11 protein-coding genes, 6 tRNA genes and 1 pseudogene are annotated in these 9,631 nt (G+C 73.9%); 9 read left to right on the top strand and 9 right to left on the bottom strand.

From position 1 onward, the window contains the following. Window positions 1-52 precede the first annotated feature (52 nt). Both ABTZ17_RS34535 and ABTZ17_RS34530 read right to left on the bottom strand, forming a co-directional pair. A tRNA-Val gene (locus ABTZ17_RS34535) sits at window positions 53-124 on the bottom strand. A gap of 115 nt (window positions 125-239) precedes the next feature. Continuing rightward, window positions 240-752, bottom strand: a complete 513-nt coding sequence (locus tag ABTZ17_RS34530; protein WP_352199761.1) for a TIGR02611 family protein — start codon at window positions 750-752, stop codon at window positions 240-242. Window positions 753-929: 177 nt separating this feature from the next. Here ABTZ17_RS34530 and ABTZ17_RS34525 point away from each other — a divergent pair, with 177 nt between their 5' ends. After that, window positions 930-1,343, top strand: a complete 414-nt coding sequence (locus tag ABTZ17_RS34525) for an SsgA family sporulation/cell division regulator (RefSeq protein ID WP_004002642.1) — start codon at window positions 930-932, stop codon at window positions 1,341-1,343. Window positions 1,344-1,538: 195 nt separating this feature from the next. Beyond that, window positions 1,539-2,096: a CGNR zinc finger domain-containing protein gene (locus tag ABTZ17_RS34520; protein ID WP_352199760.1), complete on the top strand. Its 558-nt coding sequence runs from the start codon at window positions 1,539-1,541 to the stop codon at window positions 2,094-2,096. A gap of 70 nt (window positions 2,097-2,166) precedes the next feature. Here the strand turns inward: ABTZ17_RS34520 and ABTZ17_RS34515 are convergent, their stop codons facing one another. Continuing rightward, window positions 2,167-2,364: a hypothetical protein gene (locus ABTZ17_RS34515; RefSeq protein ID WP_352199759.1), complete on the bottom strand. Its 198-nt coding sequence runs from the start codon at window positions 2,362-2,364 to the stop codon at window positions 2,167-2,169. A gap of 87 nt (window positions 2,365-2,451) precedes the next feature. Then, complete coding sequence (locus tag ABTZ17_RS34510) at window positions 2,452-2,919, bottom strand: hypothetical protein (RefSeq protein WP_352199758.1); 468 nt, start codon at window positions 2,917-2,919, stop codon at window positions 2,452-2,454. 229 nt (window positions 2,920-3,148) lie between these two features. Here ABTZ17_RS34510 and ABTZ17_RS34505 point away from each other — a divergent pair, with 229 nt between their 5' ends. Further along, a complete protein-coding gene (locus ABTZ17_RS34505) occupies window positions 3,149-3,664 on the top strand; it encodes a DsbA family protein (RefSeq protein WP_352199757.1) in 516 nt (171 codons plus the stop codon). A gap of 35 nt (window positions 3,665-3,699) precedes the next feature. Here the strand turns inward: ABTZ17_RS34505 and ABTZ17_RS34500 are convergent, their stop codons facing one another. Both ABTZ17_RS34500 and ABTZ17_RS34495 read right to left on the bottom strand, forming a co-directional pair. Next, a complete protein-coding gene (locus tag ABTZ17_RS34500) occupies window positions 3,700-4,536 on the bottom strand; it encodes a GNAT family N-acetyltransferase (protein WP_352199756.1) in 837 nt (278 codons plus the stop codon). A gap of 91 nt (window positions 4,537-4,627) precedes the next feature. After that, the gene (locus tag ABTZ17_RS34495) at window positions 4,628-5,449 is read right to left on the bottom strand and encodes an aminotransferase class IV (RefSeq protein WP_352199755.1); all 822 of its coding nucleotides are present in this window, start codon (window positions 5,447-5,449) and stop codon (window positions 4,628-4,630) included. A 275-nt stretch (window positions 5,450-5,724) separates the two neighbouring features. Here ABTZ17_RS34495 and ABTZ17_RS34490 point away from each other — a divergent pair. The 5 genes from ABTZ17_RS34490 (at window position 5,725) to ABTZ17_RS34470 (ending at window position 6,188) form a co-directional block, all read left to right on the top strand. After that, a tRNA-Gly gene (locus ABTZ17_RS34490) sits at window positions 5,725-5,797 on the top strand. A 37-nt stretch (window positions 5,798-5,834) separates the two neighbouring features. Further along, a tRNA-Cys gene (locus ABTZ17_RS34485) sits at window positions 5,835-5,908 on the top strand. 1 nt (window position 5,909) lies between these two features. After that, a tRNA-Val gene (locus tag ABTZ17_RS34480) sits at window positions 5,910-5,981 on the top strand. A 19-nt stretch (window positions 5,982-6,000) separates the two neighbouring features. Further along, window positions 6,001-6,072: transfer RNA gene (locus ABTZ17_RS34475), tRNA-Val, on the top strand. 44 nt (window positions 6,073-6,116) lie between these two features. Next, window positions 6,117-6,188: transfer RNA gene (locus ABTZ17_RS34470), tRNA-Val, on the top strand. A gap of 146 nt (window positions 6,189-6,334) precedes the next feature. On the opposite strand, the gene ABTZ17_RS34465 is transcribed toward ABTZ17_RS34470, so the two are convergent. From ABTZ17_RS34465 to ABTZ17_RS34455, 3 genes are all read right to left on the bottom strand, one after another. Next, complete coding sequence (locus tag ABTZ17_RS34465; RefSeq protein ID WP_352199762.1) at window positions 6,335-6,619, bottom strand: TFIIB-type zinc ribbon-containing protein; 285 nt, start codon at window positions 6,617-6,619, stop codon at window positions 6,335-6,337. 67 nt (window positions 6,620-6,686) lie between these two features. Then, window positions 6,687-7,682: a phosphotransferase family protein gene (locus ABTZ17_RS34460; RefSeq protein WP_352199754.1), complete on the bottom strand. Its 996-nt coding sequence runs from the start codon at window positions 7,680-7,682 to the stop codon at window positions 6,687-6,689. 234 nt (window positions 7,683-7,916) lie between these two features. Further along, window positions 7,917-8,078 carry a hypothetical protein gene (locus tag ABTZ17_RS34455; protein ID WP_352199753.1) on the bottom strand — a complete coding sequence of 54 codons (162 nt, stop codon included), beginning with the start codon at window positions 8,076-8,078 and terminating at the stop codon, window positions 7,917-7,919. 585 nt (window positions 8,079-8,663) lie between these two features. Between ABTZ17_RS34455 and ABTZ17_RS34450 the strand changes: the two are divergent. Next, window positions 8,664-9,527 (top strand): annotated as a pseudogene (locus ABTZ17_RS34450) (serine/threonine-protein kinase); the annotation flags it as partial. Window positions 9,528-9,631: the final 104 nt, after the last annotated feature.

Raw genomic sequence — 9,631 nt, 5'->3', positions numbered from 1 at the left:
GGATACGCCGAAGGCCCGGAGACCTTTTCGGTCTCCGGGCCTTCGGTCCGGGTGGGCGATACTGGGATCGAACCAGTGACCCCTTCGGTGTGAACGAAGTGCTCTCCCGCTGAGCTAATCGCCCGGGCACACCCAGAACATTACCCCATGTCGGAGGGTGCCTCCGACCGTCCGGGACGGCCGGGGAGGGCATCGGGCCTGGTCGGGGCTACGACGCCGACCCCGGGCCGGCACGCGGGTCAGTTCCCGACGTCCCAGGGCAGCGCGAGTCCGAACTTCCACAGGTAGATCCCGCAGAGCACGCCCGTGATCACCAGGCCGGTGGAGATCAGGATCAGGTTCCGGCGGCGGACCTTCGGATCCAAGGCGCGCTTGGCGGCCTCGGACACCTTGCGCTTGGTCCAACGCAGGACGAGCTGCGCCCAGACGAACTCGGTCGCCCAGATCGCCATGCCCGCGAAGATCACGACCCAGCCCGGCCCGGGCAGCACCAGCATGCTCACCCCGGCGGCGACCACGGCGAGGCCCACGATGAAGACGCCGACCTGCCAGCTCAGGTGCAGGGTGCGGCGGGCCTTGATGAACTCCGGAGCCCGTGAGCCGAGGGGCTGCTCGGGCGGCTCCTCGGTCCCGTCGGCCGCGCTCGCGTCCGGGCCGCCCTCCGAGGGGCCCTTCGGGCTGTCGGCAGGGTTCAGGGCAGGGCTCTCGGCAGGGTGCTCTGCGGACTTCTTTTCGTCACTCCCCGTATTCATGGGAGCCACGGTACCGGAGCGCGAAGCACAGGCGAACGAGCTGCGCGATCCGCCGTACGAGGTACCTGAAGACCCGCAAAACGGTCAGAGGGGTTTACAACGGCACCGTAGGTGGCATGTCGATTTCGCCGACGTGCGAATCCCCGAGCGCACACTGAGCGAAAGGCCCTGGCGCTTATGAACACCACGGTCAGCTGCGAGCTGCACCTGCGCCTCGTTGTGTCGAGCGAGTCCTCACTGCCTGTTCCGGCGGGCCTGCGGTATGACACGGCCGACCCCTACGCCGTGCACGCCACCTTCCACACCGGCGCCGAGGAGACGGTGGAGTGGGTCTTCGCCCGCGACCTCCTCGCCGAGGGCCTGCACCGGCCCACCGGAACCGGAGACGTCCGTGTCTGGCCGTCCCGAAGTCACGGCCAGGGCGTGGTGTGCATCGCCCTGAGCTCACCGGAGGGAGAAGCCCTGCTCGAAGCCCCCGCGAGAGCCCTGGAGTCGTTCCTGAAGAGGACGGACGCCGCCGTGCCACCCGGCACCGAGCACCGGCACTTCGATCTCGACCAGGAGCTCTCCCACATCCTGGCGGAAAGCTGAGCCAGCCCGGCGACCGCCCGACACCGTCCGACTCGGGGCGACGGTGTGGGCCGGACGACCACATACGCACGTAACGGCGCTGTTCCCGCGGAAGCCGTCCGCGGGAACAGCGCCGGTGCGCTTTTCGGGAGACCCGCTAAAGTCGGCCAGCATCGGCGGGCAACGGCCCCGCAGCAGGCCGCAGGGAGCCAGAACGTGCAGATCCCCCACGACACCCGTCGCGCCCTCGACCTCGTCGTCGACCTGGTGAACACCGCCCCCGACGAGGACCAGCCCGACGGGCTCTCGGACGTGGCGGCGCTGCGCGACTTCGTGCGGGAGCACGAGATCAGCGACGTCGGCGAGCTGGGGGCCCGCGACCTCGCCGGGGTGCGCACGGTCCGCACCCGCTTCGCCCAGGTCTTCGCCGCGCGGAACGCCCGGACCGCGGCCGGGGTGATCAACGAGCTGGTGGCGTCCGCGGGGACCACCCCGCGCCTGACGGACCACGACGGCTACGACTGGCACGTGCACTACTTCGCCCCCGGGGCCTCCGTCGGCGACCACATCGCGGCGGACTGCGGGATGGCACTGGCCTTCATCGTGGTCTCGGGAGAGCGGGAGCGGCTGCGCCGCTGCGAGGCCCCCGACTGCCGACGGGCCTTCGTGGACCTGTCCCGCAACCGCTCCCGCCGCTACTGCGACAGCCGGACCTGCGGGAACCGGCTGCACGTGGCCGCCTACCGGGCCCGCCGCAAGGAAGCCGGGGAGTAGTCCCCCGGGGCCGCCGACACGACGCACGGGCGTCGGGCCGGGGACAAGGACAGGGTGCGGTACGACCCGGTCACAACAGCAGCAGGTCGTGCACGGCGGCCATCAGCAGCAGGGCCGCGATCACCGTCAGGAAGATCATCAGCGGCGGCTGGGAGAGCGCGAACAGGCAGCCGCGCCGCTCGGGGCCGGGCTCGGTCGGCTCGCCCGCACCGGGCGGGGGCGCCGGGGCCGGGAGGGTGGGGGCCTCGCCCCGGGAGGTCTCGGGCATCTCGGGGAGATGATGGCGCAGCCCCGGGACCGGCCGCTCTCAACACGCCATCGGGGCGCGGGAGTTCGCCGGGTTTGACGGGATCGGTCAGATTCCGTGCTTCTTCAGGATCGCTTCGATGTCGGAGAAGTCCTCTTCCGGTGCGGCGGAACCCGCCGCCCGGCCGGTGGACGCGGCGGGCGCGGCCGCGGGACGGCCGCCACCCAGGGCGGGCGAGGCGGCCCCGGGGGCCACGGCCCCGCGCCCCTTGCCCCGACCTGCCTTCGCGGCACCGGCCGCCTCGGGGAGCTCGCCCCCGGACCGCCGCCGCTCCACGGCGCGGGTCACCACGAACAGCACCCAGGCCAGGCCCAACACTCCGAATCCGGCCCACACGGTCGGCTTGAAGACGATCCCGGCCGCCCACTCCACGACACCGGTGAGGACCAGCCCGAGCGGGACCAGCGCGTACGCGGCGGTGCGCGTCGCGGCCAGGAACCGCCGCCGGTACGCCGTCACCGCGGCGAGACCCAGGCCGGCCGCCGCCACGGCGGAACATATGGTCTCGGCAAGCATGCGGCCCTCCAGCCCTCGGCCCCCGGCGGCCCCGCCGCGCGGTCCGGCCGCGGCGCCCCGGAGGGTTTCCTCCATCCTGCACCGGTGATCCCCGCCGGGGCCACGTCCCGCACCCCTCCCCCGCGGATCTCCGGGGAATCTCGGGGGCGACCTCCTCCCCAGGTGTCGGTCGGGGCCCGGACCCGGGCCTTGGTCGGGCGGCCGCGCGGAGGCTGGAAGACTGGGGCCCATGAGCGAATCCCAGCCCGTCACCGCAGGTCCCGTCGTCCTGGACGTGTGGTGCGAACTCCAGTGCCCCGACTGCCGGAGCGCCCTGGTCGACCTGCACGCCCTCCGGGCCCGCCACGGCGACCGCCTCGACATCCGCCTGCGGCACTTCCCGCTGGAGAAGCACAAGCACTCCTTCGCCGCCGCCCAGGCCGCCGAGGAGGCCATCGAGCAGGGTCAGGGCTGGCCGTACGCCGAGGCCGTGCTCGCCCGGGCCGAAGAGCTGGGCGAGCGCGGGGAGGCGGTGCTCCTCGACGTGGCCCGGGAACTGGGTCTGGACGTCGAGGAGTTCGACACCGCCCTGATCGACGGCCGGCACATCCTGATCGTCGACGCCGACCAGGCCGAGGGCAAGGCCCTGAAGATCACCGGCACGCCCACCTACGTGATCGGCGGGGAACGGCTCGACGGCGGCAAGAGCCAGGAGGGGCTGCGGGCCCGCATCGAGGAGATCGTCGACCGCCTGTCGGCCGGCTGAGCCGGGCGGCGGCGCGGGCCCCGTCCCGCCGGGCCTCAGAGGTCCTTGCCGTAGTGCCGCTCGGTGGTGACGTACCCCAGCGACGCGTACAGCCCGAGGGCCGGGGCGTTGCCCGCGAACACGTGCAGGCCCAGCAGCTCCGCCCCCGCCTCCAGGGCGACCCCCTCGGCCAGCAGCATCAGGGTCCGGCCGTGCCCGCGCCCGCGCTGTCCGGCCGGCACCTCCACGTCGAACACGTAGGCCCCGGGCCGTCCCGGCGCCACCTCGCGCGCGGCCACCCAGACCTGTCCGGCCCGCTCGCCGTCCGCCTCCAGGATCCGGATCCAGGTGCCGGGGGTGTCCAGGCCCCGCGGGAGGAGTTCGGCGTGCGAGGCGTCGGACTTGGCGCGGGCGGCCTCCGGGGTCATCCCGCGGTCCACCCAGTCCTGGGCGAAGCCGGCGCGGGCCGCCTCCGACCAGTCCTCGTACTCCGCGGGGGCGATCGGCCGGGCGGCGGCCCCGGGCGGCAGCGGCCGCGGGCCCGGGACGAGCTCCTTGACCATGTTGCGGCTCAGCTCGCGGTAGCCGAGGGCGGTCACCAGGCGGTGGGCGCCCTCGGCGCCGGCCGGGACCGAGGCCCTGACCCGGGTGCAGCCCCAGGAGCGCAGGACCTCCTCGGCGGCCAGCGCCGCCACGGTGGCCCGGCCGCGGCGCCGGTCCGGCCCGTCCACGGCCAGACCCCTGACGACGCCCACGGAGGGCCCGAACTGGGTGTCGGAGGCCAGTTCCAGGACTCCGACGTGCCGACTGTTGACGCAGATCTCGTAGGCGCGCGCCCGCGCCCCGTCACTGTTCTGCTGGAGCGGCCCGGTCGGCCGCAGGGTGGTGGTCATCCTTGGTGTTGTACCTGCCCCGCGGCCGCGCGTCACCCGGCTTTGCGGTCACCGGTGCGGTCCCGGCCGCCGCTCGGCGCTCCGGTGCCCGTCAGGGGTCCAGGTCGTCGGCGGCCCGCTCCGCGAAGACCCTCATGGCCTTCGCGGTGACGGGGCCCGGCGCGGTGGCGAGCTCCCGCCCGTCCACCCGGTGCACGGCCTGCACGTCGCGCAGGGTCGAGGTCAGGAAGATCTCCTCGGCGCTCTCCAGCACCTCGAAGGGCAGGTCCGTCTCCCGGGCGCCCGTCCACTCCACGGCCAGGGCACGGGTGATCCCGGCCAGGCAGCCGGAGGGCACGGGCGGGGTGTGCAGCTCCCCGTCCACCACCACGAACACGTTGGAGCCGGTGCCCTCGCAGAGCCGGCCGACCGTGTTGGCGAACAGGGCCTCGGAGGCCCCCGCGGCGTGCGCCCGGGCCAGGGCGACCACGTTCTCGGCGTAGGAGGTGGTCTTCAGGCCGGTCAGCGCGCTGCGCTCGTTCCGGACCCAGGGGACGGTGATCACCGCCGTGGTGTCGGGACGCGGGGCGCTGGAACCGAGGGCCACGACCAGCGTGGGGCCGGTCTCGCCGCGGTCGGAGCCCAGCGGGGACAGCCCGCCGGTGTAGGTGATCCGCAGCCGTCCGAGGGGCATCGGGTTCGCGGCGAGGACGGCCTCGCAGGCGCGGCGCACCTCGTCGTGGTCGGGGTCGGGCAGCCCGAGCCCGCGCGCGGAGCGGGTCAGCCGGTCCAGGTGGCGGGTGAGGGCGAAGGCCCGGCCGTCCACAGCCTTCAGCGTCTCGAAGACGCCGTCACCCACGGTCAGCCCGTGGTCCAGCACGGACACCTTCGCCTCGTCCGCCGCGCGCAGCTCTCCGTCGAGCCAGATCTTCACCGTACGGTCCCTCCACTCGCCTCGTGCGACCCCGACGCTACCGCGCGCGGTCAGCCCGCCTCCGGCGCGGTCCCGCCCGTTCCCGGCGCGGGTCGGTGACCGGGGCGCAGGTCGGGGCGGGGTGCGGGGTGCCGGTGGGGCGGCCGCCCGGTGTCCGGCGGGCGAGCAGCGTCAGCACGCTGCGCAAACGCGTTTTTGAGCTGGCCCCGGAATCCGCTAGAGTTCAACACGTCGCCGGGGAGCGAAGGAAAAACCCCGGAGCGCAACGGCGACAGGCGGACGTGGCTCAGTTGGTAGAGCATCACCTTGCCAAGGTGAGGGTCGCGAGTTCGAATCTCGTCGTCCGCTCGAAGTGGGGGATCTTCCCGAACCCCCACGGCTCCATGGTGGAGTGGCCGAGAGGCGAGGCAACGGCCTGCAAAGCCGTCTACACGGGTTCAAATCCCGTCTCCACCTCCAAGGACGATTAGCTCAGCGGGAGAGCGCTTCCCTGACACGGAAGAGGTCACTGGTTCAATCCCAGTATCGTCCACTGGATCTTCGGATCCCCCGCGCGATTAGCTCAGCGGGAGAGCGCTTCCCTGACACGGAAGAGGTCACTGGTTCAATCCCAGTATCGCGCACGCAGTAGCTTTCACCTGCGGTTCCTTCGGGGACTACGGGACCCGCGCGATTAGCTCAGCGGGAGAGCGCTTCCCTGACACGGAAGAGGTCACTGGTTCAATCCCAGTATCGCGCACCGCCGGAGAGCCCCGGCCGTCCATGACGGCCGGGGCTCTCGCGTGTCCGCGTGCGGGTGGAGCCGTCGTGGCGTAGGGGGCCGGTCCCGGCCCCTCCCCCGGCGGGCGGGACGCGCCGCCGCGAGGAGGGCCGGGGAGCCGCACCTCAGGAGGAGAAGAGCATCCGGCCGAAACCGCGCTGGTGTCCGTGGCCGTGGTGTCCGTGACCGTGACCGTGGTGCTGCGGGGCTCCCCAGGCCGGGGCCTGCTGCGCCGGGTAGGCCGGCGGCGCGGGCGGCGGGGGGACCTGGCCGTACTGGGACTCCAGGCGGGTCAGCGCCTCCAGCTCCCCGTAGTCCAGGAATATGCCGCGGCAGCCGCTGCACTGCTCGATCTGGACCCCGCTGCGGTTGTACGTGTGCATCATGGCGTGGCACTTCGGACACTGCATGATCGGCTTCAACTCCTCGCCGTCGGACTTCGTCACCGGATGCATGCCCGGTGACGCGGCCCTCACCCTATGACGGGGCGGACGCTTCCAAGTCCTGCGGGAGTGTGCCGATTCGGGCACAGCTCTGCACCACGAGCCGTTCCACCTCGTCGAGCTCGCGCCGCTCGGCCACCGACTTGGCCAGGGCGAGGGCGGCGGTCTGCACGGTCAACGCCCGGGCAGCGGTGTCGAGAACCGGCCACGGGTCGGCGCCCCGGGGGCCCGCGGCGGGGCCGCCCGCCTCCCGGTAGGCGTGGAGGAAGCGGTCCCAGACCTCGGGGGCGAGGATGCCGGCGGCGTACCAGGCGGCGGGGCGGGCCAGGTCCCAGGTCGGGTCCCCGAGACCGAGGTCGTCCACGTCGATGAGGAGCCAGGGTCCCTCGGGGGCCGGATGGCGGACCAGCTGCCCGAGGTGCAGGTCGCCGTGGCAGAGGACGGTGCCGGGCGGGGCGGGCAGCTCCCCGCGCGCCCAGGCGGGCAGCCCGGCGGCGGCGGCCGTGACCGCGGCGGCCTCGGGGTGCGGGCCCGCGGCGGCCATCCTGGCCAGCGCCCGGGCCACCTTGGCGGGGCCCCGCATCGGCGGCAGGGGTCCGGGCAGGGCGGCGACCGGCACCCGGTGCAGGCCGGCCAGCAACCGGGCGGCGTCCTCCCAGGGCGCGGCCTCGGGCCGGTCGGGGTCGACGGGGTGGCCGTGCGGCCAGGCGGAGACGGGGCGGCCGCGCAGCACCGTGGTCAGGGATCCGGTCGCCGGGGCGAGGGGCAGCGGCGGGAGGAGGATCCCGGCCAGGGCGGGGGCGGCGGCGACACGGATCCGGACCCCGAGGGCGGCGTGATCGGTGTCGGGGGCGTGCGCCTTGACGACGACCGGGCCGTTGCGGACCACGGTGCCGTCGGGGCGGTCGGCGAGGAGCACGTGCTGGCGGGGCAGGCCCGTCCGGTGGGCCCGGGCGTCGGCGTGTCCGGGGAGGAGGCTGCCGTCGCCGGGGACGGCCAGGGCGGCCAGCTCGGCGGCGAAGCGGTTCATGTGTTCCCCCAGGTCGTCGGGCGTGCGGGGATCGTACCCGGCCGCCCGGGGGCGCGCCCGGACACCGCCGCGGGGTGGGACGGCGGGTCGGTGGTGGGGAAAGCGAAGGGGTGCCCGGGCGGCTCCCCAGCCGTCCGGACACCCCTTCGTATGCCGTCCGCCGCACCCCCGTCCCCACGGGGTTGTTCGGCCGATGTCCCGGTCCGGGCCGCTCTCCCGGACCCGGGGCGCCGCTCAGCGCCCCAGCATGGCCCCTACGGACGACGCCTGGGTGACCACCGCTTCCCAGCCGCCGAAGACGACGACCAGGAGGGCGGCGAGGGGGAGGACCATGGCCGTGGCCACCAGGGGGTGTCGCGTGGTGCCCTCGCGGGCCTGCGCACGGACGATCGCCATGTCCCTCTCCTCACTCGTTTCACTTGACGTTCGCAGCGGCGGGCATCTGACCTCGGGGGACGAGTACGCACCCGCCGCTTGTTCTCAAGCCTAGGAGGCCGGGACGCCCGGGTCCTCATGCCTGTGGACCCATTGCCTGGCCTACGGGAGGATGACGCTCCACCCCCCGACGTACTCCCCTGGGTGGAGACGTCCGCCCTGGGATGGGGGTCTACCCGGAAGGGTCGGCCGCACGGGGCGATCACGGGGTGACTTCGGTCACTTCCCGCACCCCCGCGCTCACCCGGCGTCCCGATCGCCGCGCGGCGCACGGCCCGGACCGCTCGTACATCCGTGCCCACGGCCGCCCGCGCCCGCCGGGCCCGCTCCGCGCGGGCGGCGGCCCAATTTCCTTGATCCCACAGGGTTTTGGCCGCGATGGCGGAAAGTCGACGGAGGAGGTGCCGCGCACCTGAGCAACCCTCAAGTGCCGCGCACCGTACTGACAATCGAATCTTCCGCGGAGGGCGCGGCCTCTGAGCGCAGATGGCGGATGGTCCGTAAGCTGTGCCACGTCAACAGGACGACCGGGCACACGGGGTGGACATGGCGATGATGCGGCTCCGGCGCGAGGACCCGCGTGTCGTCGGCTCGTTCAGGCTGCACCGACGGCTCGGGGCGGGCGGCATGGGCGTGGTCTACCTGGGCTCCGACCGGCGCGGCCAGCGGGTGGCCCTGAAGGTGATCCGGCCCGACCTCGCCGAGGACCAGGAGTTCCGCTCCCGCTTCGCCCGCGAGGTGTCCGCCGCCCGGCGGATCCGCGGCGGCTGCACGGCCCGGCTGGTCGCGGCCGATCTGGAGGCCGAGCGCCCCTGGTTCGCCACCCAGTACGTTCCCGGCCCCTCCCTGCACGACAAGGTCGCCGAGGAGGGCCCCCTCTCCGCCGCGCAGATCGCCGCGGTGGGGGCGGCACTGTCCGAGGGACTGGTGGCCGTGCACGAGGCCGGGGTCGTGCACCGGGACCTCAAGCCCTCCAACATCCTGCTGTCCCCCAAGGGGCCGCGGATCATCGACTTCGGCATCGCCTGGGCCACCGGCGCCTCCACCCTCACCCACGTGGGCACCGCCGTGGGCTCCCCCGGTTTCCTCGCCCCCGAGCAGGTCCGGGGCGCCGCCGTCACCCCCGCCACCGACGTGTTCGCCCTCGGGGCCACCCTCGCCTACTCCGCGACCGCCGACTCCCCCTTCGGGCACGGCAGTTCCGAGGTGATGCTCTACCGGGTGGTGCACGAGGAGCCGCACCTGCACGGGGTGCCGGACTCCCTGGCCCCGCTGGTCCGGGCCTGTCTGGCCAAGGACCCCGAGGACCGGCCCAGCACCCTCCAGCTGTCGATGCGGCTCAAGGAGATCGCGGCCCGCGAGGCCCAGGGCCTGTCCGAGGTCCGGCCGCCCGCACCGCGCGGGGAGCAGCGGGTCTGCCCGCCCCGGTCGTAGACCACCGGCGGCAGGCCGTTGAGGGCGCGGTGCACGCTGCGGCTGACCACGAAGGCGGGGCGCTGGCGGGGTCCGTACAC

The sequence above is a fragment of the Streptomyces sp. NPDC097619 genome (genome assembly GCF_040302735.1).
Lineage (GTDB): Bacteria > Actinomycetota > Actinomycetes > Streptomycetales > Streptomycetaceae > Streptomyces.
This window is presented reverse-complemented; position numbering and strand designations above follow the sequence as displayed.

Excerpts from the sequence above, each read along its gene's own strand:
- ABTZ17_RS34455 (WP_352199753.1), bottom strand. The coding sequence starts at position 8,078 with ATGGCGATCGTCCGTGCGCAGGCCCGCGAGGGCACCACGCGACACCCC.
- ABTZ17_RS34505 (WP_352199757.1), top strand. The coding sequence starts at position 3,149 with ATGAGCGAATCCCAGCCCGTCACCGCAGGTCCCGTCGTCCTGGACGTG.
- ABTZ17_RS34525 (WP_004002642.1), top strand. The coding sequence starts at position 930 with ATGAACACCACGGTCAGCTGCGAGCTGCACCTGCGCCTCGTTGTGTCG.
- ABTZ17_RS34500 (WP_352199756.1), bottom strand. The coding sequence starts at position 4,536 with ATGACCACCACCCTGCGGCCGACCGGGCCGCTCCAGCAGAACAGTGAC.
- ABTZ17_RS34465 (WP_352199762.1), bottom strand. The coding sequence starts at position 6,619 with ATGCAGTGTCCGAAGTGCCACGCCATGATGCACACGTACAACCGCAGC.
- ABTZ17_RS34515 (WP_352199759.1), bottom strand. The coding sequence starts at position 2,364 with ATGCCCGAGACCTCCCGGGGCGAGGCCCCCACCCTCCCGGCCCCGGCG.
- ABTZ17_RS34460 (WP_352199754.1), bottom strand. The coding sequence starts at position 7,682 with ATGAACCGCTTCGCCGCCGAGCTGGCCGCCCTGGCCGTCCCCGGCGAC.
- ABTZ17_RS34530 (WP_352199761.1), bottom strand. The coding sequence starts at position 752 with ATGAATACGGGGAGTGACGAAAAGAAGTCCGCAGAGCACCCTGCCGAG.
- ABTZ17_RS34510 (WP_352199758.1), bottom strand. The coding sequence starts at position 2,919 with ATGCTTGCCGAGACCATATGTTCCGCCGTGGCGGCGGCCGGCCTGGGT.